This is a genomic window from Pseudomonas sp. FW300-N2F2, from assembly GCF_017351655.1.
GTDB lineage: Bacteria > Pseudomonadota > Gammaproteobacteria > Pseudomonadales > Pseudomonadaceae > Aquipseudomonas > Aquipseudomonas fluorescens_AA.
The window spans coordinates 1,811,970-1,836,424 of the sequence record NZ_JACNDQ010000001.1 but is presented as its reverse complement, the minus strand read 5'-3'; the positions used below and the strand labels follow the sequence as shown (position 1 = coordinate 1,836,424).

18 protein-coding genes and 1 pseudogene are annotated in these 24,455 nt (G+C 58.0%); 7 read left to right on the top strand and 12 right to left on the bottom strand.

Annotation, left to right across the window (positions count from 1 at the left end; translation table 11 throughout):
- Positions 1-63: 63 nt before the first annotated feature.
- Positions 64-2,085, top strand: a complete 2,022-nt coding sequence (locus tag J4E63_RS08320) for a DKNYY domain-containing protein (protein WP_207281621.1) — start codon at positions 64-66, stop codon at positions 2,083-2,085.
- On the opposite strand, the gene J4E63_RS08315 is transcribed toward J4E63_RS08320, so the two are convergent.
- Both J4E63_RS08315 and J4E63_RS08310 read right to left on the bottom strand, forming a co-directional pair.
- A complete protein-coding gene (locus J4E63_RS08315) occupies positions 2,082-3,122 on the bottom strand; it encodes a zinc-dependent alcohol dehydrogenase family protein (protein WP_207281620.1) in 1,041 nt (346 codons plus the stop codon). The genes J4E63_RS08320 and J4E63_RS08315 overlap by 4 nt on opposite strands.
- A 118-nt stretch (positions 3,123-3,240) precedes the next feature.
- Positions 3,241-3,480, bottom strand: a complete 240-nt coding sequence (locus J4E63_RS08310) for a YceK/YidQ family lipoprotein (protein WP_207281619.1) — start codon at positions 3,478-3,480, stop codon at positions 3,241-3,243.
- Positions 3,481-3,683: 203 nt separating this feature from the next.
- Here J4E63_RS08310 and J4E63_RS08305 point away from each other — a divergent pair, with 203 nt between their 5' ends.
- A complete protein-coding gene (locus J4E63_RS08305; RefSeq protein ID WP_207281618.1) occupies positions 3,684-4,052 on the top strand; it encodes a hypothetical protein in 369 nt (122 codons plus the stop codon).
- A 26-nt stretch (positions 4,053-4,078) separates the two neighbouring features.
- Here J4E63_RS08305 and J4E63_RS31170 read toward each other — a convergent pair.
- The 10 genes and pseudogenes from J4E63_RS31170 to urtA form a co-directional block, all read right to left on the bottom strand.
- A pseudogene (locus J4E63_RS31170) lies at positions 4,079-4,189 on the bottom strand (alcohol dehydrogenase); the annotation flags it as partial.
- A gap of 309 nt (positions 4,190-4,498) precedes the next feature.
- Positions 4,499-5,542, bottom strand: a complete 1,044-nt coding sequence (locus J4E63_RS08295) for an AAA family ATPase (RefSeq protein ID WP_207281617.1) — start codon at positions 5,540-5,542, stop codon at positions 4,499-4,501.
- 3 nt (positions 5,543-5,545) lie between these two features.
- Positions 5,546-6,589 carry an aliphatic amidase gene (locus J4E63_RS08290; RefSeq protein WP_207282467.1) on the bottom strand — a complete coding sequence of 348 codons (1,044 nt, stop codon included), beginning with the start codon at positions 6,587-6,589 and terminating at the stop codon, positions 5,546-5,548.
- 14 nt (positions 6,590-6,603) lie between these two features.
- Positions 6,604-6,951 (bottom strand): zinc ribbon domain-containing protein, encoded by a 348-nt coding sequence (locus J4E63_RS08285; protein WP_207281616.1) that lies wholly within the window; start codon positions 6,949-6,951, stop codon positions 6,604-6,606.
- Between the two features lie 36 nt (positions 6,952-6,987).
- A complete protein-coding gene (gene fmdA, locus J4E63_RS08280; protein ID WP_207281615.1) occupies positions 6,988-8,217 on the bottom strand; it encodes a formamidase in 1,230 nt (409 codons plus the stop codon).
- Positions 8,218-8,349: 132 nt separating this feature from the next.
- Positions 8,350-9,039 (bottom strand): urea ABC transporter ATP-binding subunit UrtE, encoded by a 690-nt coding sequence (gene urtE / locus J4E63_RS08275; protein WP_063320404.1) that lies wholly within the window; start codon positions 9,037-9,039, stop codon positions 8,350-8,352.
- Between the two features lie 10 nt (positions 9,040-9,049).
- Entirely contained in the window at positions 9,050-9,808 is a 759-nt protein-coding gene (gene urtD, locus J4E63_RS08270) for an urea ABC transporter ATP-binding protein UrtD (RefSeq protein WP_003203582.1), read from the bottom strand.
- On the bottom strand, positions 9,805-10,992 hold the full coding sequence (urtC, locus tag J4E63_RS08265) for an urea ABC transporter permease subunit UrtC (RefSeq protein WP_207281614.1): 1,188 nt from the start codon (positions 10,990-10,992) through the stop codon (positions 9,805-9,807). The genes urtD and urtC overlap by 4 nt, the downstream gene beginning before the upstream one ends.
- Before the next feature lie 10 nt (positions 10,993-11,002).
- Entirely contained in the window at positions 11,003-11,920 is a 918-nt protein-coding gene (gene urtB / locus J4E63_RS08260; RefSeq protein ID WP_063320401.1) for an urea ABC transporter permease subunit UrtB, read from the bottom strand.
- 110 nt (positions 11,921-12,030) lie between these two features.
- Positions 12,031-13,275 (bottom strand): urea ABC transporter substrate-binding protein, encoded by a 1,245-nt coding sequence (gene urtA, locus J4E63_RS08255; RefSeq protein WP_058542510.1) that lies wholly within the window; start codon positions 13,273-13,275, stop codon positions 12,031-12,033.
- Positions 13,276-13,595: 320 nt separating this feature from the next.
- Here urtA and J4E63_RS08250 point away from each other — a divergent pair, with 320 nt between their 5' ends.
- The 5 genes from J4E63_RS08250 to J4E63_RS08230 all read left to right on the top strand — a co-directional run bounded on the left by J4E63_RS08250 (position 13,596) and on the right by J4E63_RS08230 (position 24,350).
- A complete protein-coding gene (locus tag J4E63_RS08250; RefSeq protein ID WP_092144401.1) occupies positions 13,596-16,988 on the top strand; it encodes an ATP-binding protein in 3,393 nt (1,130 codons plus the stop codon).
- On the top strand, positions 16,963-17,655 hold the full coding sequence (locus J4E63_RS08245; protein WP_092144399.1) for a response regulator: 693 nt from the start codon (positions 16,963-16,965) through the stop codon (positions 17,653-17,655). The genes J4E63_RS08250 and J4E63_RS08245 overlap by 26 nt, the downstream gene beginning before the upstream one ends.
- Before the next feature lie 761 nt (positions 17,656-18,416).
- Positions 18,417-20,840: a TerB N-terminal domain-containing protein gene (locus J4E63_RS08240; protein WP_207281613.1), complete on the top strand. Its 2,424-nt coding sequence runs from the start codon at positions 18,417-18,419 to the stop codon at positions 20,838-20,840.
- Positions 20,837-22,132 (top strand): ATP-binding protein, encoded by a 1,296-nt coding sequence (locus J4E63_RS08235; protein WP_207281612.1) that lies wholly within the window; start codon positions 20,837-20,839, stop codon positions 22,130-22,132. The genes J4E63_RS08240 and J4E63_RS08235 overlap by 4 nt, the downstream gene beginning before the upstream one ends.
- Before the next feature lie 43 nt (positions 22,133-22,175).
- Positions 22,176-24,350: a DEAD/DEAH box helicase gene (locus tag J4E63_RS08230; RefSeq protein WP_207282466.1), complete on the top strand. Its 2,175-nt coding sequence runs from the start codon at positions 22,176-22,178 to the stop codon at positions 24,348-24,350.
- Positions 24,351-24,455: the final 105 nt, after the last annotated feature.

Below are 24,455 nucleotides of genomic sequence, written 5' to 3'. Positions count from 1 at the left end.
GGGTCGAACTCGGGTGAAACTTGTCGTCTTTGGCCAACCATGAAACGTTCAGATCGCAATGACATGACAGACATAGATACTGCTATTGCTGACTGGGAACCGCTGAACCTTGAATGGCATCAAGGCTTCGCATTCTTGGACGGTGTGCTGCTGGGCGATGGGCAAGTGCCTGATGTGTACATCATGCTCAACCCTCAAGGCACACGACCTGGCGAGTTAGCACAATGTGCCAGCGCTGGGCACTATCCGCCCTCGCCCTTGCTGGCCGGTCAGCCGGTTTGGCGGCATCGACGCAACCCTTGGGTCTTGCGCGAAGCCCAGCGTGATTACTACCTGCTTCCGGCCTACCGGGAGCGCCACGGCTACCATGCGCTGCAGCCCCTGCCGTTTCGGTTCGACAAGGGCCTGGAAAGCCTCGGCCACCAGTACTGGCGTGACGCAACCGGTTCCTATTGGTTCGACGAGTACGCGATTACCCAAATCCACGAGGCGCAACCCGACAGGCTGGCCCTGCTGGCCTCGTCCCCGGCCTCGGTGACTTCAGCATCCGCGCTGTTCTGCGACGGTGTGCATCTCTTTTTGCAGGGGCACATTATCGCCAGCGCCACGGCGCGGGTGCGGTATTGCAACCACCCGTCCTATCGAGTGATCGACGATCAAGTCTATAGGGGCTTCAAGCCCCTGCACCAGAAGGACGGCACGCCACTGCCGGTCGCCAACCCGGACAACTTCCAGATGCTCGCCCAACGCTGGGGCACCGATGGGCAGTCGATCATCGTGCAAGCGCAGCAAGGCTCGAGCATTGCCTATGAATACTTCTACCGCATCGACAATGCCGACCTGGCGACCTTCACCGTGCTTAACGAACGCTATGCCAAGGACAAGCAACGCGCCTATTACCTGACTGGAAAAACCATTCGCTACGTAGGCGACTTCCACCTGCTCCAGTGCTGGCAGCCCGCGTTCGATGAAGGCGGCCGCGTGGTCAGCGCCAGCGAATACGAGGATGAGTATTTTGCCGTGGACGACCAGTACGTCTACGCCGCCGGGACCCGCCTGCGCGATGCCCATGGCCCGAGCTTTCGTCACTTGGGGTTCGATTATTACCGTGATCACCAACACGTCTACAGGCGCCAGAAACGCCTCGATGTCGACGTGGAGAGCTTCGTCGTGATCCAGCCCTGTCGTAATGACCAGGATTACTCGCCCGTGCTGGTCGGTGACAAGCACGGCCCGCTGGGCTCTGGCGGCATCATCGATGCGGCCATGCAAGAGGCGTGGGCGCCTTACTTCGACGCCCATCCACAGTTGGAAGGTTATTGGTGGCACCGCTTGCAGGCACAGCCTGAAGCCGCGCAAACATACACGGAAACGTTGCCACTACAGGCCATCGGTCTCGGTTTCGAACGGGGCGGCCAGGTGTATTTCCATGGACGTGTGATCAACGGGCTGGACGCAGCGAGTTTCAAATTGCTGGACACGCATCTGTGCGGTGATGCCAACGGTTTGTATCTGATCCCATTCCATAACGCCGACACGGAAGTACCCGAACGTTTTTCCCCGGAATCGGCGGAACATTTTCGCTCACTCGGCCCACCCTACCTGACCGACGGCAAGACGGTGTTCTGCCACCGGATTTTTTACCATCCCCCGGAACCGATTCGTAAGGCACAAGCGGCCTCTTTCGAGTCCTGTGGGCATGGCTGGGCCAAGGATCAGGACACGGTGTATTACTACGGTGAGGCGAAAAAAAAGCTACATCCCTCGGATACCCGCATGCTCGGCACTTATGCTGTCAGCCCTACGCTGATCTTCTCGGAAGGCAAGCCGCTGGACGTGGCGTTCGTTCCTGATGAAGTGCGCGTGCCCCACCCCGACTTCCTGCAACTGGGCACGCGCAAGTTGTTCTGTCATCGACGCCCGTTGAGCGCCAAGCGGATCGACCTGGCCACCCTCGAGTTCCTGAATGACCGCTACGCCCGTGACCAACATCGCCTATATCACTACGACGGTTATGCAACCCTGACCGAAGTCGACGAAGCGCATTATCGGGAATCCCTCGGCCAGCCAGCGGCAAGCGTTTAGAACTGCGTCACAACCGTAACGCCTGCGGTGTCAAACCGGTCCATGTTCATGAGCGCATCAATCGATTGCTCAAGGCTGATGGTCTTACCCACCAGTTTTTCAGGCGCCAACTTGCCGGACGTGATCATGTCCATCATCGTGCCGTAACGATGAGCCTGCATGCCATGGCTGCCGCAGATCTCCAGCTCGTAGGCAATGACCTTACTCATTGGGATCGAGGGCGTGCTGTGGTCCGCCAGCATCAAACCGACCTGGACATGCCTTCCACGCCGTCTCAGATTATTGATGGAGTTGAAGCAGGTCGTTGGATGACCCAGGGCATCCAGCGAAACGTGAGCGCCGCCCTTCGTAATCTCGAGTACCGCCTCGGTGACATCCGCCACCCGGCTTGCGTTGATTGTCGCGACGGCACCGAGCGACTGGGCAAGCTTGAGCTTATCGTCGCAGATATCGATGGCGATGACGTTCGCCCCGATAGCGTGGGCGATCATCACGGCGGACAGCCCCACGCCACCACAGCCATGAACCGCCACCCACTGGCCCGCCGTGACCTTGCCTTGATCGACAACCGCACGGAACGAAGTGACGAACCGACAACCAAGGCTCGCCGCCGTGGCGAAGTCCATGCTTTCCGGCAACGCAACCAGGTTCAAATCCGCCTTGTGAATCCCCACATACTCGGCGAAAGAGCCCCAATGGGTGAAACCCGGCTGAAACTGGCTGTGGCACACCTGCTGGTTGCCGCTATTGCATTCCGGACACGCGCCGCAGCCGCCGACAAAAGGCACGGTGATACGATCGCCCACCTTCCATCGGGTGACATCCCGCCCCACCTCCGCCACGATTCCCGCCAATTCGTGACCGGGCACATGGGGCAGTTGAATGTCAGGGTCATGACCTTTCCAGCCATGCCAGTCGCTTCGGCAGACGCCCGTACCCAGGACTTGAACAACCACACCGTGACGCTCGGGGGTCGGGTCTTCGACTGTCATCAAACGTGGGGGTTGGGAAAAGGCTTCGTAAACTACGGCTTTCATGAGAATCCCTCTACTTTAGAAAAGCGCTCTGTCTGAATCCTGGTTCGCGGACCGACCTTGCCGTGAACCAACGCCAACAGTAACCACAAATCCCCCGACACGTAAGAATCGCAGTCACTTATAGGTTGCAGCTGTACTGATATTCGAAGGGAAAGAATACGGTATCGACCACCAGTGAGAACGGCGCGTCGATAAGCAAGAAAGGGATCAGCTTTCCTTTGGACGTACCCACCAGCCACCAGTCAAAGCGCAGGCCAATATAGGGGCATCGGTGTTTGTCGTAATCCATCCGCATCGCGGTGGCCATGCAGCCGCCCAAGCTGGCGATCAGAATCAGCAGAATCACTTTTTGTAGCACGCAATGTCCTTATTACTTCTTTGCGAAGAGCTGCATAGACGCTTTCGCTAAAAGCGAGTCACCCCTTCCAAGTCACCAACGTAGCCACCCGCAGCCTAGTTGGTGCGCTTACGCTCCATGCCGGGCGCGCAAAACGTGGACTTGAAGAAGATGCGCAATGTATAAGTCGTTTTTTTTACAACCACGGAAGGGATCAACAAACGATGCACAAACAATTTTTAATGGCTGCAATGTCACTGACTTTTTACTGTACCTCTGCAGCAGCCCACTCCTATTCGGACCTCAACACCCCCGACAAATCGGGTTTCATGTGGGGGCAGGTCTATCAGCATACAAAAGCAGCGTGCGGCACCTTGCCCGAAGATCTCGAAGACGACTACGCGAAAGCAATCCGACTCCTTTCGCAGGCCAGTCCTGAGTTTGGCCCAACCTATCAAGATGGCCTGAAACCCAGCGCAAAGAAGGATCCTTTGAGGTCAGTCGAGGAACTGGAGGATTTATGCGTAAAAGGTCAGGTAGGCCTTAGAACCCAGGTGAAGCTCGCACGATACTGGTTTTCTGCAAAATGGTAGGCGGGCGGGCAGACCGTCGGCGTTGATTCAGAGCACGGCACATGGGGCAGCTGAATATCAGGATCATGACCTTTCCAGCCATGCCAGTTGCTTCGGCATACGCCCGTGCCAAGGACCTGAACAACCACGCCAGCTCTGCCATTCCCATCCAGACTCGCTCTGCCGTCGCGGCATCGCCTGCAACAGTGATAGAGAGTGCTGAGGCCCTCCCGGCTCGACCATCGGCAACTGTCAGCCTGGGCAACCCCGTGGCCGATGTCGAATCACAGACCTATTCCCGACTCGGGCAACTGCCCGGCCAGGAGATTGTTCGTGTCAGAAGAAAACCGCCAAAAGTTTGCACCGGCTGAATCCTCGACTGCTGAACTCGGCAACGAGACACTGAATGCTGGTCAGGATCGCCGGTAAGCGGGGTATCACGGCGGACCTCAATCCGGTGTCGTCTCTTACGACAATGGAACAACCCTGAGCCTGTTTGATTCGACCGTCGCAACCATCTGCATTGCCTGCGGATAAGCCAGCAAACACTCAGCGATGGCAGGCTCCAGCTCAACCCGCACTCGCCTTGTCAGGGACCGAGCACCGAAGCGTGGGTCATGCTTTTGGCACAGCCAGTGGCTTGCCGCAACGTCCAGGACCAGCGTACGGCGATGCTGACCGAGACGTTGGTTGAGTTTGTTCAGTTCGATCTGCAACAACGCTTCCAGCCATCGGGTTTCGATGCGTTGGAAAACCAGGATGCGATCAATACGGTTTAGAAACTCCGGTTCGAACCACGCGTGCAACGCCAGCTCCAACATAGCCTGCTCACCTTGTGGGGCGATGCCGAGCCAGCGCCGCCAACCGCGTGAAAAACGTTCCCTGTAGGTGGTCGCTTGCCGGGCTCCAATGTTGCTGGTCATGAAGATCAGGCTATTGCGAAAATCCAGTGTTCGGCTACCGCCCGCCAAGGTCAGTTGGCCGTTCTCAAGAATGCCCAGCAAACTGCGCACCACTTCCTTGCTGGCTTTTTCCAGCTCATCGAACAGCACGATGCCTGGGCGACTGTAGGTGCCTTGAATCAATTCGCTATTGAACAGACTGACGCCCTCTTTACTCCCCACATAACCAGGTGGCGCTCCGGTGAGCGCCGCCGAGTAATGCTCCTGGGCCAAGGTGTGCATGTCGATGCGACAAAACGCATCGGCGCGACCGTGTATGGCCAGTGCCAGCAGACGTACTATTTCGGTCTTGCCGACACCGGTCGGCCCCATGAACAGGTTCACCGTCAACGGTCTCTCACGTTCACCAATATCGACCTTAACCACGTTTAGCAACGCCTCGACCGCGCTCATGGCGTGTTCTTGGCCGACAATTCGACTGCGCAACAACGCCATGACTTGGGCGGGATTGAAGACGAAGCGTGAGGTCAACAAATCTGCTGCCGGTGATGCGCTGGTCAGGCTAGGCTGGGGGTGGTTTGGGTCGATGCGATCATTCACCAAAGGCATGGTCTAGCCTGCGTGTTTTTCTTTACCGTCGTGGGGAAGCTCTCCCACCGGGCAATGAGCCACGCCGACGGTGCTACGGGTCAGTTTTTCGACATTTTCCTGGGCTTTCTGCGCGTCCAGTACCCAGGTGCGGTAAAAGTCGAACGGGCAGTCAGCCACTCCCTTGTCGCCGTCCCCGGAGTGATAGACCCCGGTGTAACCGCGATGCAGCAGCTTGAACAAATGATTCTGTGATTGGTCGTTCGCTCGCGCATCGCGGATTTGCGAAACGGATAATTGTGCGTACTGAATGCCCATTTCCTCTTCACCGCATTCGCCCAGGGTACGACCGTCGAAGCCAATAATCGCCGAGTGACCAAAGTAGGAATAAACCCCATCGAAGCCGGCCGCATTGGCCACTGCCACATAGCAATTATTGGCCCAGGCCATGCTTTTGGACATCATCACCTGCTGCTCTTTGGCCGGGTACATATAGCCCTGGCAACGGACGATCAACTCCGCCCCTTTCATTGCACAGTCGCGCCAGATCTCCGGGTAGTTGCCGTCATCACAAATGATCAAGCTGATTTGCAGGCCCTTGGGACCCTCGCAGACATAGGTCCGATCACCCGGATACCAACCTTCTATGGGGCACCAGGGAATGCACTTGCGGTACTTCTGGACGATTTCGCCCTGGTTATTGATCAACACCAACGTGTTGTACGGGGCTTTGTGGGGATGTTCCTCATGCCGCTCACCGGTCAGTGAAAACACCCCCCACGTGTCAGCCGCACGGCACGCGGCGGAAAAGATCGCAGTTTCTTCGCCTGGAATACTGGCGGCAGTCGCCATCATCTCATCGTGGTCGTACATGATGCCCATGGTGCTGTATTCAGGAAACACCACCAGGTCCATGCCGGGGAGACCGCTTTTCATCCCCGTGATGATGTCGGCAATCTTGCGGGCGTTTTCAATGACCTCGGCTTTTGTATGCAGCCGCGGCATTTTGTAATTGACGACAGCGACACCCACGGTATCCGGGCAGCTGGAAATATCACCATGACGCATGAGATTTACCTCTGTTAATGACTGATCATCCAAGGTCTGGAGCCGGTTTTACGCTTGAGCCCCTGTGGATTTTCTTTGGTCGGGGCCAGCGGTTTGCTCGGTGCGCAACAACTGCACCCACTGGGATGACGACGGTTCTGCTGGTACTCGCCAAGCGTCTGCGGCGCGTGGGCACTTCGCTCGTTGGTCGCCATGGCCTGGCGTTGACTGCTCGCCAACGTCGTCAGTGCCGGCGCAGACAACAGCAACCGCCCTCCCGGGCCCGCGCAAGACGGGCACTGGCACGACTCGTGCCGTTGGGCCATGGGCCGCAACATTGTGAAAGAACCACAGGTTTGACATTCGTACTCATAGGTCGGCATGGCGCTCTCCAGATATTGATCGAGCTCGGGCGTGTCTCACAGGTCCGGGGCAATCGGCAGATCGATACTGCCGTCGAGGTGTTTGATGGGACCGTTGGCGTTGGGGTTGATGTCGAACTCGAAGATTTCGGTGGGTAACCAGAGGGTCGCGCAGGCGTTGGGGATATCGACCACGCCGCTGATATGCCCTTGCACCGGCGCAGAACCCAACAGGGCATAGCCTTGGGCGGGGGAATAACCAAACTTGGTCAAGTAGTTGATCGCATTCAGGCAGGCCTGGCGATACGCGATATTCACGTCCAGGTAGTGCTGTTTGCCGGCTTCATCCACCGAGATACCTTCGAAGATCAGGTAGTTCTGGTAGGTCGGGATGATCGGGCTGGGTTTGAACACCGGGTTCTTGATCCCGTACTTGGCCATGCCGCCCTTGATCAGCTCGACTTTCATATGAACCCAGCCGGCCATCTCGATAGCACCGCAAAAGGTGATCTCGCCGTCGCCCTGACTGAAGTGCAGATCCCCCACCGACAACCCGGCGCCTTTGACATAGACCGGGAAGAAAATCTTCGAGCCCCGGGACAAGTCCTTGATATCGCAGTTACCACCATGTTCACGCGGTGGCACGGTGCGCGCGCCCGTTGCCGCGGCATCATCCCGGGCCTGGCCCTTGAGCCTGCCCATGTGTGCGGTGGCGGCCAGCGGCGCGTTGGCCAGGGGCGGCACGCGGGTCGGGTGGGTGTCGATCAGTTCCTGCTCACGGCGGTTCCAGTCGCCGAGCATTACCGGGTCGGGCAGGCAACCGATCAATCCGGGGTGGATCAGGCCGGCAAAGTTGACCCCGGGAATGTGCCGCGAGCTGGTAAACATGCCTTTGAAATCCCAGATGGCTTTCTGTGCGCTGGGAAAGTGATCCGTGAGGAATCCGCCACCGTTCTGCCGCGAGAAGAAGCCGTTGAAGCCCCACATCGATTCGGCCTTGGCGCCGATGTCCAGCAGGTCGACCACCAGCAGATCCCCCGGCTCGGCGCCGTGCACGCCCACTGGACCGGACAGGTAGTGCACGGTGGACAGGTCGACGTCACGCACATCCGAGGCGTCGTCGTTGTTCTTGATCGCGCCAGCGGTCCAGTCGTAAGTCTCAAGAATAAAGTCATCCCCCGGCGTGACCCAGCAGGCCATGGGAATGTCCGGATGCCAGCGGTTGTGGATCTGTTCGTTCTCGGTGGCGGGCTGGTTGAGGTCGACTTTGATCAAGGTATCGGTCATGGCGAAGCTCCTGAACATTAGGGATGTACCGCGTTGGAACCAGTCTCGAATGGCGGCACGAATCGGCCAATACGTTGGATGACGTACCCCTTTGAGCTGGCTTGCCAGCTGCTACAAGGGGGCCGATCGCGCCTAGACGCAGAGGTAGCGACTGATGGTGGATTCGTCGACCTTGTCCCGGGTCTCCTCAATCACGAAGCGACCCTTCTCGATCACCAGGAAGCGGTCGGCGATTTCCAGGGTGAATGACAGTACCTGCTCGGAGACCACAATGGTCAGGTCGCGCAGGTGGCGGATCTCTTTCAAAGTGCGGGCGATGTCCTTGATGATCGACGGCTGGATGCCCTCGGTGGGTTCATCGAGCAACAACACCTTGGGATTGGTCGCCAGTGCCCGGGCAATCGCCAGTTGTTGCTGCTGCCCGCCCGAAAGGTTGCCACCCTTGCGCGAGCGCATGTCGTGGAGCACCGGAAACAACGCATAGAGGTCTTCGGGCACCTGGCCCCGGGCCGATGCCGGCAGGCCGGTCTGTATGTTTTCCAACACCGTCATGCTAGGGAAAATCATCCGCCCCTGAGGCACATAGGCGATGCCGTGTTCCACCCGCTCGTGGGTTTCCAGATTCGAGACTTCCTGACCATCGACGCTGACCTGCCCCCGCCACTGCGGAAGGATGCCCATCAAGCTCTTGAACAGCGTGGTCTTGCCCATGCCGTTGCGTCCCATCACGGCGACGATTTCGCGTTTGGCCACGGCCAGGTCGAGGTCGTGAAGGATCTGACTCTGGCCGTAACCACAGGACAGCTTGTCTACGTTGAACATGCCTGCTTCCTCAATGGCCTAAATAGACTTCGATGACTTTCGGGTTGTTCTGCACCGACTCCATGCTGCCCTCGGCCAAGACCTTGCCCTGATGCAGCACCGTGACCTTATGGGCGATGCTCTTGACGAATTCCATGTCGTGTTCGATCACCAGCACCGAGCGGCCCTGGCTGATGCGCTTGAGCAGTTCCGCAGTCTGTACGCGCTCGTTGACGCTCATCCCTGCGACCGGTTCATCGAGCATCAACAGGTCCGGGTTCTGCATCAGCAGCATGCCGATCTCCAGCCACTGCTTCTGGCCGTGGGACAGCAGGTCGGCCTGCTGCTGCAACAGCTCGCCGAGAAAGATCTCCCGCGCCACCTCTTCAACCCGGGCAATCACTGCGGCACTGCGCTTGAAGAACAACGCGCCAAACACCTTGCGCCCGGCCGGGTAGGACATCTCCAGGTTCTCGAACACCGTGAGGTTTTCGTAGATCGACGGGTTCTGGAATTTGCGCCCGACACCGGCACGGACGATGTTGTACTCGCGCATCTTGGTCAGTTCCTTTCCATCGAACTGGATGCTGCCGCTGGTGGCGCGGGTCTTGCCGCAGATCAGGTCGAGCACCGTGGTCTTGCCTGCGCCGTTGGGCCCGATCACCACCCGCACTTCATTGCGGTCTATGTACAGGTTGAGGTTGTCCACGGCCTTGAAACCGTCGAAGGACACCGTCAGCCCCTCGATAACCAGCACCGGCTTGTTCATCTGAAAACCTACGGCGGTCATGGCTGCGTCTCCAGCGAAGGGCGTTCAGAAGCAGGGGTCGGCGGTGCAGTGCGCGACGTCTCCGGCAGGGGCGCGGCAACGACAGCTTGCTGCGGGGTACGCCGCAATAAACGGCCAAGGGCCTGGCGGCCATGGCTGTCCCAGAGTCCGGCCAAACCATTGGGGAAGTACATGACCACGGCAATGAACAGCCCGCCCATCAGGTACAGCCACAATTCGGGGAAGGACTCGGAGAAATAGGTCTTGCCGTAGTTCACCAGCAAGGCCCCATACACCGCGCCGAGCAGCGACATGCGCCCGCCGACAGCGGCAAAGATCACCATCTCGATGGATGGCACGATGCCGACGAACGAAGGCGACATGAAGCCCACCTGCAAGGCGAACATGGCGCCGCCTATGGCCGAGAAGGCAGCGGCGATGCAGAACACGAAAATCTTGAAACTGGCCACGTCATAACCGGAGAAGCGCACCCGCTCCTCTTTATCGCGCATCGCCATCAGCAGCCGCCCGAGCTTCGACGCAAGGACGAAACGGCCAATGAAAATGCAGCCGAACAACAAGGCCGCGTTGATGAAGTACAGCAGCAGCTTGGCGCTGTCACTGCGCAGGTCCCAGCCGAGCAGCGTCTTGAGATCGGTGATGCCGTTGACTCCGCCGGTCAGGCCCTGCTGGCCGACGATCAGCACCGTGAGAATCAGCGCGATGGCCTGGCTGACGATAGAGAAATAAACATCCCCCACCCGCCGCTTGAACAGCGCCATGCCAATGATGAAGGCCAGCACTACCGGCACCAGGATCACCGCCAACAGGGTGAAGCTGAAACTGTGGAACGGTACCCAGAGCCACGGCAGTTCGGTGATCTGGTTCCAGTCCATGAAATCCGGAATGCCCGGCGTCGACTGGATTTTGGTGCTCTGCGGGTCGGAGGCTTCGAGCTTGAGAAACATCGCCATGCAGTAGCCGCCGACGCCGAAGAACACCCCTTGCCCGAGGCTGAGAATGCCGCCATAGCCCCAACACAGCACCAGGCCGACAGCGACGAAGGCATAGGTCAGGTACTTGCCCACCATGTTCAGGCGAAAGGCATCCAGGGTCAGCGGGAAGACCACGAGAATCAGCAGCGCCAACAGGGCCACGCCCAACAGGTTCTGCTTGCCCGCCAGCATCTTGTCTAAAAGCTTCATTGGCTCGCCTCTACTTGCGCACTTTGATGGAGAACAACCCTTGAGGGCGCAACATCAGGATCAGAATCACCCCGGACAGGGTCAGCACCTTAGCCATCGAACCACTGAGGAAGAACTCCGAGATCGATTGGGTCTGGGCAATGACGAACGCCGACGCAATAGTGCCGAACAGGCTTTGTGCGCCGCCGAAGACCACCACCAGAAAGGTGTCGACTATGTACTGCGAGCCCGCGGTGGGCCCGGTGGAGCCAATGGTGGTAAAGGCCGCGCCGGCCACCCCCGCGACACCACAACCGAGGGCAAAAGTCATGCGGTCGACCTTGCGCGTATTGATGCCCACGGCACGGCTCATCAGCCGGTTTTGCACCGTGGCCCGCACTTGCAGGCCCCAGCGTGAGCGGTAGAGCAAGAGAAAAATGGCCGCGGTGAGCAGCAGGGTCAGGGCCATCATGAACAGGCCGTTGCGCGGGATCTCGATGGACTCGGTGAAGTTGAACGAACCCATCAGCCACTCCGGCGGCGTGGCGCTGACTTCACGGGCGCCGAACACCGAACGGAAGGTCTGCTGCATCACCAGGGACAGCCCCCAGGTCGCCAGCAATGTGTCCAACGGACGCTTGTAGAGCCGACTGATCATCGCCCACTCCACCAGCCAGCCGATGGCCCCGGCCACCAGAAACGACAGGGCGATGGCGATGAAAAAATAATAGGGTTGAAACCACGGGGCGAAATGACTGGTCAGGCTCGAACAGACATAGGTAGTGTAGGCGCCGATCGTGAGGAACTCGCCGTGGGCCATGTTGATGACCCCCATCTGGCCGAAAATGATCGCCAGCCCCAATGCCATCAACAGCAGCACACAGAACACGGACAAGCCGTTGAACCCCTGCATCGCCGCGATGGCACCAAATTCCGATAGCCATTCCATGATGATGGACTCCTGCTTGGAGGGAGGATGTGGAAAAACGTTGAAGCTCCATCGCCGGCAAGCCAGCTCCTACAGAGTGTTGGAGTCGGCCTGCCGCGATGGCCCAGACCTTACTGATAGCCTTTAGGGAACGGATTCGGCTCGATCAGATCGGACTCGTACACCACTTTGAACTGGCCATCGGGCTGCACTTCACCGATGCGGGTCTTGCTCCACAGGTGATGGTTTTCATGCACTTTGACGTAGCCTTCAGGCGCGGTTTTCAACTCGATGCCCGGCGAGGCTGCAACCACTTTGTCGACATCGAAGCTGCCGGCTTTTTCCACCGCAGCCTTCCACAACCATGGGCCCAGGTACGCGGCCTGGGTCACGTCGCCGATCACCGAATCCTTGCCGTACTTGGCCTTGAAAGCGTCGACGAAGGCTTTGTTGTTGGGGTTGTCCAGGCTCTGGAAGTACTTCATCGAGGCATAGAAACCGGCCATGTTCTCGCCGCCGATGCCCAGCAACTCATCTTCGGTGACCGAGAGCGTGAGCAAGGTCTGCTTGGCCGAATTGACACCCGCCGCATTGAGTTGTTTGTAGAAGGCCACGTTGGAGCCACCCACCACTGCCGCGAACACCACGTCGGGCTTCTTCAACTTGACTTTGTTGATCAGCGAACCGAACTGGGTGTTGCCGAGCGGGTAATAGTCTTCGCCGACCACGGTGCCGTGCAGCACGTTTTCAATGTGCTTGCGGGCAATCTTCATCGAGGTGCGTGGCCAGATATAGTCCGATCCCACCAGGTAGAAGGTTTTGGCGCCTTTGGTCTTGGCGATCCAGTCGAGGCTGGCGAGGATTTGCTGGGTGGCTTCCTGGCCCGTGTAGATCACGTTCTTCGACTGCTCCAGCCCCTCGTAGAAAGTCGGGTAGTAGAGCAGGCCGTTTTCTTTCTCGAAGATCGGCAGCACAGCCTTGCGCGACGCCGAGGTCCAGCAGCCGAACACCGTGGCCACCTTGTCGTTGACCAGAAGCTTCTTGGCCTTCTCGGCGAAGGTCGGCCAGTCGGAGGCACCGTCTTCTTGGATCACCTTGATCTGCCGACCGAGGATGCCGCCTGAAGCGTTGATCTGCTCGATGGCCAGGCGTTCGGCCTGGATCGAACCGGTCTCGGAAATCGCCATGGTGCCGGTGGCCGAGTGCAACTGGCCGACCGTGACTTCAGTGGCGGTCACCGCCAGGCCGGTGCTATTGGCCTCGTCGGCCCATACACCCTGGCTGAACACACTGGCAGCCAATAGCGACAGGGCCGCCGCCCCCAGCGCCAGGCGGCGCGGCAACAGGCCTTTGGTCCGGATCAATCGTGGTTCCATGCTGCTACTCCTCTGCGGTGACGCTGACAGCTCGCCTTGGGGCGGCCGGCAACGGTGGTGGCATCAGCATGGCGGCGCGGATCGGCGACGGGTATACGCAGCCTGACGTAAGCGCATACGTCATTTGACGTAGGGAAAAATGCACCAAGGCGGCGCAGGCTATCGCTCCAGGCCCCGCCTGAACGGCACTGCGCGGACGCGCGCGCAGGCAACAGTTGGCGCGGCAAGACGGCGCGGTGCAGGGCATGAAAATTGCTCGGCTATCCGCCACGGGCACACCCGCCAGGCACGGAGCGCCTTGACCCCAGGAGTCTTTCGCCGTGCTTCCACCTGGCACCCAGCGCATCGCCAAGATCCGTCGCGACTACAACAGCTGGGTCGCCGACGAAACCATGGAAGACTACGCCCTGCGTTACACACCAAAGTCCTTTCGCAGGTGGTCGGAACTGCGCATCGCCAACACCGCCCTGGGCGCGGTGTCGTTCCTGGCCCTGGAGGCGATTGGCGGGGTGCTGGCCCTGAGCTACGGCTTCACCAACACCTTCTGGGCGATCCTCGCCGTGAGCCTGATCATCTTCCTCACCGGCCTGCCCGTCAGCTACTACGCCGCCCGCTACGGCGTCGATATGGACCTGTTGACCCGCGGTGCCGGCTTCGGCTACATCGGCTCGACCATCACCTCACTGATCTACGCCAGCTTCACCTTTCTGTTCTTCGCCCTGGAAGCAGCGATCATGGCCCTGGCCTTGGAGCTGTACTTCCATATCCCATTGGCCTTTGCTTATGTGATCTGCTCTGTGCTGGTGATCCCCCTGGTGGCCTATGGGGTGACCCTGATCAGCCGCCTGCAACTCTGGACCCAGCCGTTGTGGCTGGTGCTGCTGGTGCTGCCCTATCTGTTTGTGCTGCTGAAAAACCCCGAGGCCTTCAGCGACTGGACCAGTTTCCAGGGCCGTGATGCCAGCGGCGACTTCAATCTGCTGGCGTTTTGCGCTGCCTGTACCGTGGCCCTGTCCCTGGTGACGCAGATCGGCGAACAGGTCGACTACCTGCGCTTCCTGCCGGAAAAAACCGCGTCCAACCGCAAGCGCTGGTGGGCCGCCCTGCTCTGCGCCGGCCCCGGCTGGATCCTGCCCGGCGCCCTGAAAATGTTCGCTGGCGCCTTCCTGGCGTTTCTCGCCCTGCAACACGAGATCCCCATCGAGCGCGCTACGGAGCCGACCCAGATGTACCTGGTGGCCTTCGGTTATGTGTTCGCCTCGCCGGAATGGGCCCTGGCGGCCATGGTGCTGTTCGTCTTCGTCTCGCAGATGAAGATCAACCTGACCAACGCCTACGCCGGCTCCCTGGCCTGGTCGAACTTTTTCGCCCGGGTCACCCACAGTCACCCCGGCCGCGTCGTTTGGCTGGTGTTCAATGTGGCGATTGCCCTGATGCTGATGGAGCTGGGGGTATTCGACGTCATTGACCAGGTGCTCGGTCTCTACGCCAACATCGCCATCGCCTGGATCGGCTCGGTGGTCGCCGACCTGGTGATCAACAAACCCTTGGGGTTGTCACCGAAATACATCGAGTTCAAGCGCGCTCACCTCTACGACATCAACCCGGTGGGCGTCGGCTCCATGCTGATTGCCTCGCTGCTGTCGGTCCTCGCCCACTTCGGTCTATTTGGTGCGCTGGCCCAGGCCGCCCCGCCCTTCGTCGCCCTCGGCACCTCGCTGGTCATGACCCCGCTGCTGGCCTGGGCCACACGCAGCCGCTATTACATTGCCCGCACTAGCGATCCGCTACTGCTGCAACCGGTGGCACCGAGCACGCTGATCACCTGCGGCCTGTGCAGCAACCCGTTCGAAACCGCCGACATGGCTTTCTGTCCGGCCTACAGCACGCCCATCTGCTCACTTTGCTGTTCGCTGGATGCGCGTTGCGGCGATCGCTGCAAACCTCACGGGCGTCTGTCGGCGCAGTTCGAAGCGCTGTTGCATTGGTTGCTGCCCAATGCAACGGTGCCACGCCTGCACACCCGGCTAGTGCATTACCTGGGTCTGCTGCTCGCGCTGATCCTGATGCTCAGCGGCGCTCTGGCGCTGATCTATGGCCAGGCCTCCCAGGGACTGCCCCACTCGCCGCAAGCCCAGGCGACGCTGTACCAGGCATTTTTCCAGGCCTTCCTGACGCTCTCGGTACTGGCGGCCATCCTCGCCTGGTGGGTCGTTCTGACGCGGGAAAGCCGCCGCGTGGCCCAGGAAGAATCGGACCGCCAGACCCTGCTGCTGATGCAGGAAATCGAAGCCCACCGCTTGACCGACCAGGCACTGCAAGATGCCAAGGAGGCTTCCGAGGCGGCCAACGCGGCCAAGAGTCGCTACGTCACCGGACTGTCCCACGAACTGCGTACGCCGTTGAACAGCATCCTCGGTTTTACCCAGATCCTGCAGCGCGACGCGGCCATGCCGGAGCAGCATCAGGATGCCCTGGCGACCATCCTGCGCAGCGGCTCGCACCTGCTGTCGCTGATCGACGGCCTGCTCGATGTGGCCAAGATCGAGGCTGGCAAATTGCGCCTGGAGCCGACGGAAATCCCCTTCCCGGAACTGATCCACGATCTGGAGCTGATGTTCACCCCACAAGCACGGGACAAAGGGTTGCGCTTTCGCCTGGAGCTGATCGGCAAGATGCCGGCGGTGGTGCGAGGTGACGAAAAGCGCGTCCGGCAGATCCTCATCAACCTGTTAGGCAATGCGGTCAACTTCACCGACAGCGGCGAGGTCTGCCTGCGGGTCAGTTACATGCGCGAGACGGCAACCTTCGACATCATCGACACGGGTATCGGCATCGACCCCGAGCACATCGAGAGAATCTTCCAGCCTTTCGAGCGCGGTGATCTGATGCGCCAGGACAAGGGCGTTGGCCTGGGCCTGACCATTACCCGCATGCTCACCTCGCTGATGGGCGGCGAGTTGCAGGTCAAGAGTCAGCAGGACAAGGGCACCTGTTTCCAGGTGCGCCTGTTTCTCTCGCAAGTACGGGTGCCGCAAGCGGTGATCCATGTCGAACACGACATCATCGGCTACCAGGGGCCGCGGCGTCTGGTGCTGGTAGTGGACGACCATGTGGACCATCGCAAGGTCCTCAGCGGCATGCTTACGCCCCTGGGCTTTGAAGTGGTCCAGGCCAGCAACGGCCAGGAAGCGATTCGCCAGGTCGCCCTGCTGGGGCCGGACCTGATTCTCATGGACCTGTCGATGCCGACGATGGATGGCTGGGAAACCAGCCGGCTGATCCGCCGCAATGCGTTGTCCACGGCACCGATCATCGTGATATCGGCCAATGCCTTTAACGACGAGCGCGAGCGCAGCCTGGCCAGTGTCTGCAACGACTACCTTGCCAAGCCGGTACACACCCCGGAGCTGCTTGAGCGGATCCAGAAACAGCTCGACCTGCACTGGCTGCGCCGCGAAAAACCAGCCCCTGCGACATTCCCCGAACCGGGGATATTGCCCTCACAGCCTGACCTCATCGCCCTCGGCGAACTCAGCGCCATCGGCTACGTACGCGGTCTGCACGAAAAACTCGACGCCATCCAGGCCGAGACGCCAGCCACCGCCCCTTTCATCAGTTCGCTACGCAAGCTGCTGAAAAATTTTCGCCTGGACGAAATCAATCGCGCCCTCAAGGAGGCAGAAGATGAATGCACTGACCACAGTCGCTGAACCCGGTGTCGTGTTGATTGTGGACGACACCCCGGACAACCTCGCCATGCTCTCCGACGCCCTCAACGATGCCGGCTACATGGTGCTGGTGGCCCTCGACGGGCTCAGCGCCCTGAACCGCATCGAACGCCGGCGTCCAGACCTGATTCTGCTGGATGCGATGATGCCGGGCCTGGACGGCTTCGAGACCTGCCGGCGGATCAAGGAGCAACCGGCCAACGCCGATATTCCGGTGCTGTTCATGACCGCGCTGACGGAAAGCAGGCATGTGGTCCAGGGCTTTGAAGTGGGTGGTAGCGACTACGTGACCAAGCCGATCCAGACCGACGAAGTGCTGGCCCGGGTCGCCGCGCACCTGCGCACCTCGCGCATCCTGCTGTCGGCCCGAGCGGCGTCACAGCCAGCCCCGCCGAGCCTGGACGACGAGCCGGCGCACAGGGTGCTGTCGGCACGCTTTCAGCTCACCGGTCGGGAAGTCGAGGTTCTGCGCTGGGTGGCCTGCGGCAAGACCAACCGCGACATCGGCACCATTCTTGATCTGAGCCCACGCACCGTGAACAAACATCTGGAACATGTGTATGTGAAGTTAGGTGTAGAAACACGCACAGCAGCGACCTCCGTGGCCTTGTCGGCCATGACCGATTCTCGCAACAGTGCTTCAAGGTAAGCCACGATAACCGGACGTATTGTTGAATGAGCACTGGGGCCGTTTTCGTCCATGACAGAACCTGGAGGATGAAGCAGGAACGTTGGAAACGGCTCTGGATTTTCAGCCCTGCCACCAGGCAATGCGGGGGTATTTTTTAGGCATGAAAAAGCCCAACCTTTCAGATTGGGCTAAGTCATTGAATAATATGGTCGGGACGGAGTGATTCGAACACTCGCCCCCTAGCACCCCATCTCCTTTTTCATACTTCTTGAAAGCTTTCAAAATTTTACTCTGGATTTTTCTAAGCTAGTATTTACTTGAGCTCCGGCGGTGTTCTGCTCTAAGCGAGTCCAGTAACATCCATCAAGAGCCGGCGTTTTTTTGGGGAAAAAAGTAGGGGGATTCCATTTCGTGGCCAAATTACCATCGAAGAATTCGAGGCACTGATTGCGAACGATCAGGGCTTAGGCGCACGCCGCGGCTAGTCGAAAAGAGATGGCCAACGCAACAATCCTAGCTTCTGCAACGGGGGCTGGCATCATCGACTTAGTGAGCATCCACTTCTGACCGGTAGCTGCCCACAATGAATCGCAGCCATGAGCAATGGAGTGGGATGATCTGCGCGCGTCATGCTGAAAAGCTACTTCTGATGATTGTAGCTATTCGTGCGCGAGCAAAAATTTTCCGATCAATAGCGTTCCTCAGCCCATGGTTCTCGTAGGGCAATTATCGGATACTGCCATTGCGCCAGCACCCATCTTTCAAGGTTGAAACGACTCATGGCAAGGAAGAAGGCAAAAAATTCTACAAGTAACGGCATCCTGATCATTTTCGCTCTGGCCTTCGGCGCAGTCGCATCGATCCCGAAAAATGCTTGGATCGCCATTGGTGTTATTGCTTGCATTGCCGCGGTTTTTTGGCTGCTGGTTCGTCGCTCAAGGCGACAGGCCGAGCAATTGTCAGTGGCCGTTTCGGAGACTGAACATCTGCGAGAACATCAACGGCCAGGCATCACTTTCTCTAGCCGTGAGGTTTCAGGGAGCAATATGGGCACAGAGGAAATCTCTGATTTTTACACTGTCCAACTCGGCTCAGCATCTTCAAAGTCCTTCAAAATTCCAAATGCGAGCACGCAAAAACCTGATGTTCGCTGGGTGCCAGCAGGTGAATCTGTCACCGTTTCCGGTTTTTCAATTCCCGATGGCATGTTCTATATGGGCAGCGTGCTAGGTCGCCGGCACGATGCCGAAGAACCCTCACTGATAAACCCCAAGCTCCGTATCGCAAAGACACACGTCGATCTAGAAGAACGGCTGATGTCCTATTGGCCCAGTTTTCACTCCATCACGTCAGAGGCTCGCCGTGGATACCTTCAATGGCTGGAGAGCGGTCGTCGTGACCCACTGGCAGACACCGGTTACGTCTTTTTGTATTTCTATGGTCTAGAGCGTCGAGCACTCGTTGACGCAGTGAGTGACCCGGGCGTCAAGGCTGAGCTTCCTTTGATCGTCGAAGAAGTCCGACGCCTATTGAGTATCTACGGGGAAAATAGGTCGTTCAGGGGTTATGCAGAAGGTTTTCTGGATTACCTGAGCAACACCAAGATCGATCCAGAACTTTACCTTGGCCCACCTCCCAACGTTGTCGCCTATAGCTACGAGATGCCACTGCCACTGCGCGTAGGTCTGGGGCAATTCGCCTCCAACAAGCGCCCTCTTGATGCCGATTGGGCATTAGCCTGGACGCTAGCTGATCCCAACATCAGCAAACGCACGCCCGTGACCCGCTGTAAGGATGTCTTTTCGAGACTGTTTAAGCTTAAGTACACAAGCGCCCATCCTAAGGGGCTTATCTTGGCGCAGAACAAGACCAAGCTTAAAACCAGCTATCGGCCGGCCTCTGCGGTCTTAATGGCGCCCACGCTTAGCTTGGGTGACCTTCCTGATGTCCTCGCCACGTCGGGCACACGAAAAATTCTGCAGTTGCTGGTTGAGCTATGCACTACCGAGCTTGAACCCTACAGCCGATATTTGGGCCGCAACCCTGATAGCGCAGAAGCTCTCGAAGGTCTTTTACAGCTTCCCGTCGCTCTTTGGCCGACGGCAGCCCGCACAGAATTGGACGAACTTCAACTCAGAATTGGCGACGACCTGATTGTCATGAGCTTTGGCGAACTCGCAGGCCGGTTCAAGAGCGCCGGCGACCTGTCCCGCGACAAAGTACTTGCACTTGCCCGTGCACTGGAATCGCTTCACATCGGTATTGAACCCGATGTACTGGCTGGCAGTAAGACGCCGAAGGCAGAGGATCAAATCGCGCTGTTCGTGACTCAACCAGAAGACGGGTCACTACGAGCTTCCGCAGCCTACAATGCTGCTTCGGTGACGCTCGACCTTGCTAGTGCTGTGGCCTCTGCCGATGGTGATACCTCCACTGAGGAAGTTACGCTGCTTGCTCAACACATCGACTCCTGGAATCACCTGAGTGTGGCCCATCGCAAACGCCTTAAAGCACACCTGCGAATCCAGACCCAGCAACCACCAACGCTGGCCAGCCTGAAGAAAAAACTCGCCCCACTAACGGTCGAAGCCAAACGCACGATTGCAAGCTTCCTAGCCCATCTGGCGCAAGCAGATGGCGTCGTCAGCCCATTGGAAGTGAAACTTCTTGAGCGCGTTTACAAGGCCCTGCAGCTGGACAGTCAGTTGCTGTACAGCGATCTCCACGGTGCTGCATCTGGAGCAAGTATTGCCTTTGTAAAACCAAAAGCCGGCATTCCTCGTTCCGAGCCTGGCACCCCGATCACCGCCACTGCAAATCAAGGGTTCGTGCTTGATCACGAGCGCATTGCAGAACTGCAACGAGAAACCGCAGAGGTCTCCGCCCTCCTTGCCAAAGTCTTCACTGATGACCAGGTTGACGAACCGGAACAGTTGGTCGATGTGGCAGAATCAGTACAAGAATCGAGTGCAGACATTGATGGTCTCGATTTAGAACATTCTGCATTCCTTCGGTTGCTGATCTCACGCCCTGAGTGGAGTCGCTCCGAACTTGAAGCTGCAGCCAGCGACATGGAGCTAATGCTCGATGGTGCCTTGGAACAAATCAACGACATGGCTTTTGAACGTTTCGACATGCCCGTCACTGAGGGTGATGACCCTGTCGAAATCAATATAGACATTCTGGAAGAGTTAGCCCTATGAGCACTATCAGAGCCAAGGATCGCGATGCGGTCATCCAGTCGCTACGCGCAGGCGTCGTTCCTCGCGTGGGCCAACACCTGATTCAGGTTGGCCGGGTAGGCGAACTAGATGCACTGATCAAGGACGTCAATCGCCTGGTTGAAAGTGGATCGGCATTTCGAGTCGTCATTGGCGAGTACGGAGCGGGCAAGACATTCTTTCTGAACCTGGTACGAGCCATCGCCATGGAGCGTAAACTTGTCACCATGCATGCCGACTTGAACCCAGATCGCAGATTACATGCCACGGGTGGACAAGCACGCTCGCTTTACTCCGAGCTGGCTAAAAACATGTCAACGCGCACGAAGCCCGACGGTGGGGCAATGCAAGGCATCGTTGAAAAATTCATCTCTCAAGCCAAAACCGAAGCCAAGGCGGCAAGTTCGGACAGCGAGACTGTGATTCGTGCTCACTTGGCAGAGCTGACCGAGATGGTCAACGGGTATGATTTTGCTGAGGTGATTGCTGCCTATTGCCGAGGTTTCGAAGAAGGCAACGAGCAACTCAAGGCCGACGCCATCCGTTGGTTGCGTGGAGAGTTCACCACTAAGACTGATGCCCGAGCAGCCTTGGGCGTACGAACCATCATTGATGATGCCTCCGTCTACGATCAGCTCAAACTCCTGTCGAGATTCGTCAGACTTGCAGGTTTTGGCGGTCTGATGATCTGCCTCGACGAACTGGTCAACCTCTACAAACTGGCCAATACCCAAGCTCGTAATGCCAATTACGAACAGATCCTCCGTATCCTCAACGACTCTCTGCAGGGATCGTCCGAAGGGCTTGGTTTCGTTTTAGGTGGCACGCCTGAGTTTTTGATGGACACTCGTCGGGGGCTATTCAGCTACCCTGCCCTGCAATCTCGATTGGCCGAGAACTCGTTTGCGAAATCAGGATTGGTGGATCTGTCTGGGCCGGTGATTCGTCTGACCAGCCTGACCCCGGAAGACTTCTACGTACTGCTTCAGAAACTTCGTCATGTATACGCTGGTGGAGATGCTGAAAAGTACTTACTGCCCGACGAGGCGCTCCCATTGTTTATGGCGCATTGTAATCAGCGTTTGGGGGAGGCCTACTTCCGTACGCCCCGCACCACGATCACAGCGTTCATCAACCTGCTAGCCATCTTGGAGCAAAACCCAGGCGCCGATTGGCGGACGCTGCTTGGAGCTGTCGAGGTCGCTCGGGACTCAGGCGGCGAAGACGATACCAAAGTCGATGCGGACGATGAACTTGCCACCTTCACACTCTGAGTCATCGGGTTTCGACCAACTTGACTCCCGAATCCAGCGATGGATTTGGGCGGAAGGCTGGACTTCTTTGCGCGACGCCCAGGAATGGGCGGTTCCTGTGCTGGTGGATGCCGATCAGGATGTCATCATCGCCGCAGCAACAGCAGCAGGCAAAACCGAGGCTGCTTTTCTTCCCATCCTCACCAATCTGCTGAATCATGATGACCCACCTGGTTCGGTGCTGTATATCAGCCCACTCAAGGCCTTGATCAACGACCAGTGGGACAGATTAAGCCGTCTTTGTGAGCAGCTTGAGATTCCCGTAGTGGCTTGGCATGGAGACATCTCCTCAAGCAAAAAACATCGTTTCTTGAAGTCCCCTGAGGGGGTGCTTCTGATCACTCCTGAATCCCTTGAAGCCCTGTTCGTCAACCGCGGCTCAAGTCTTGGCGGGGTGTTCCAGCACCTGCGCTATATCGTCGTGGATGAGCTGCATGCGTTCATCGGTAGCGAACGAGGCAAGCAACTTCAGTCGCTAATGCATCGGGTAGAACTTGTTGCCGGCCACCGTCTCCCTAGAGTCGGGCTCTCAGCCACCCTCGGCGATATGAAGATGGCGTCGGAGTTTTTGCGCCCGGGAAATGCCGATGGCGTTACCGTCATTGAATCAAAAAGCTCCAACCAGACTCTCCAAGTGCAAGTTCGTGGTTACATTCAGCCACCCATGAGCGAGCTCAAGAAGAAGCCCGTAAAGCTCTCTGGCCAGGCGGAAAATGAAGACGAGACAGAGAACGAGGCAAGCCCAGACTTCGCGATCGCTGATCATCTTTACAAGGTGTTACGCGGCAGTAACAACCTGATTTTCCCAAACAGCCGGTCTCAGGTTGAATGGTACGCAGATCAACTGCGACGGCGCTGCGAGAAAGACGGCGTGCCTAACGAATTCTGGCCTCATCACGGTAGCCTTTCGAAGGACTTACGTGAGCAAGCAGAACATGCTCTCAAGGCAGGGACTCATGCAGCATCCGCGATTTGCACCACGACGCTTGAGCTCGGCATAGACATCGGCAGCATCAAAACAGTCGTGCAGATTGGTGCCCCACCATCGGTGGCGAGTCTGCGACAACGTCTAGGGCGATCGGGAAGGCGCCCAGGAGAAAAAGCAACGCTGCGCGTTTACTGCAAGGAATCGCCACTCAAAGATGGATCGAGCCTCTCGGATCAACTGCGCCAAGGCTTGGTCCAAACCATTGCCATGGTTCGACTGCTGGCCAAGGGGTGGTTTGAACCTCCCAGGGCTCAAGGCATTCACGCGTCCACCCTCGTTCAACAATGTCTTTCAGTGATTGCCCAGTGCGGCGGTGCATCTGCTACAGATCTCTGGAAAAGTTTGATTGCTGAGGGAGCATTTCCAAAAGTTGAGAAACCAGACTTTGTGAAGTTGCTCAAGGCGCTCGGCGAGCACGAGCTCATTGTTCAGGACAGCTCAGGGTTGCTTCTTCCTGGGACGGTTGGAGAGCGATTGATCAACCACTATGAGTTCTACAGCGCATTCACCAGCGACGAAGAATTTCGCCTTGTATGCGATGGTAGGGCACTGGGATCTGTGCCGGTAAGCCGTCCACTGACCAAGGATCAGCGCATTATTTTCGGAGGCCGGAGGTGGCAGGTTCGTGATGTTGATCTCCAGGCCAAAGTCATCATCGTTTCAGCAGCACGCGGTGGTGCCCCTCCTCAGTTCGATGGTCTGGGTGCGATGGTGCATGACAACGTACGCCAAGAAATGCGAGCCGTCTTGGCAGACACAATCCCCTGCCCCTTTATTGATCAAGGGGCTCAAGAGCTTCTCGACGAGGCTCGAAAGACATTTGTTTCGCTGGGACTTGGTAAGCGCTACATAGTTGAGTCGGGCGGTAAGTGTTATCTGATGAGCTGGCTAGGTGATCATGCCAGCGATGCACTGCGCTTGTTACTCAATCATGTCGGCCTTTCTTGTGATAACGCAGGCCTTACCATTGAGGTTGACGCCGACATCGGTCGAACCCAAATGGCACTGAAGGAAGTCGGAAGCCTGGATGCTGCTGATCTAGACTCGATACTTTCGGAGGTGGAAAACATGCTACGCGAAAAGTGGGATTGGGCACTGCCGCATTCCTTGCTGATGAAGTCGTTTGCTTCCATATCGCTCGATATCTCGACCGCAATTCTTTTTGCACAGAGTCATTCCGTGGAAAAATAAGCGGAAGAAACTGCGCTGCATTGATCCGATGCTAGACGCAGAAAACACTGCGATGCTTCCCCGCTGGGCTGATGATGAGTAATCACCGCCGGCTCCGCTTTGCTT

Bases quoted from the DNA above. Each gene is read 5' to 3' on its own strand.
- J4E63_RS08285 (WP_207281616.1), bottom strand. From the start codon at position 6,951: ATGCCGACCTATGAGTACGAATGTCAAACCTGTGGTTCTTTCACAATG.
- urtC (WP_207281614.1), bottom strand. From the start codon at position 10,992: ATGAAGCTTTTAGACAAGATGCTGGCGGGCAAGCAGAACCTGTTGGGC.
- urtE (WP_063320404.1), bottom strand. From the start codon at position 9,039: ATGTTCAACGTAGACAAGCTGTCCTGTGGTTACGGCCAGAGTCAGATC.
- J4E63_RS08235 (WP_207281612.1), top strand. From the start codon at position 20,837: ATGAGCACTATCAGAGCCAAGGATCGCGATGCGGTCATCCAGTCGCTA.
- J4E63_RS08290 (WP_207282467.1), bottom strand. From the start codon at position 6,589: ATGCGTCATGGTGATATTTCCAGCTGCCCGGATACCGTGGGTGTCGCT.
- J4E63_RS08320 (WP_207281621.1), top strand. From the start codon at position 64: ATGACAGACATAGATACTGCTATTGCTGACTGGGAACCGCTGAACCTT.
- J4E63_RS08245 (WP_092144399.1), top strand. From the start codon at position 16,963: ATGAATGCACTGACCACAGTCGCTGAACCCGGTGTCGTGTTGATTGTG.
- J4E63_RS08315 (WP_207281620.1), bottom strand. From the start codon at position 3,122: ATGAAAGCCGTAGTTTACGAAGCCTTTTCCCAACCCCCACGTTTGATG.
- urtD (WP_003203582.1), bottom strand. From the start codon at position 9,808: ATGACCGCCGTAGGTTTTCAGATGAACAAGCCGGTGCTGGTTATCGAG.
- J4E63_RS08295 (WP_207281617.1), bottom strand. From the start codon at position 5,542: ATGCCTTTGGTGAATGATCGCATCGACCCAAACCACCCCCAGCCTAGC.
- urtB (WP_063320401.1), bottom strand. From the start codon at position 11,920: ATGGAATGGCTATCGGAATTTGGTGCCATCGCGGCGATGCAGGGGTTC.
- J4E63_RS08305 (WP_207281618.1), top strand. From the start codon at position 3,684: ATGCACAAACAATTTTTAATGGCTGCAATGTCACTGACTTTTTACTGT.
- J4E63_RS08240 (WP_207281613.1), top strand. From the start codon at position 18,417: ATGGCAAGGAAGAAGGCAAAAAATTCTACAAGTAACGGCATCCTGATC.
- fmdA (WP_207281615.1), bottom strand. From the start codon at position 8,217: ATGACCGATACCTTGATCAAAGTCGACCTCAACCAGCCCGCCACCGAG.
- urtA (WP_058542510.1), bottom strand. From the start codon at position 13,275: ATGGAACCACGATTGATCCGGACCAAAGGCCTGTTGCCGCGCCGCCTG.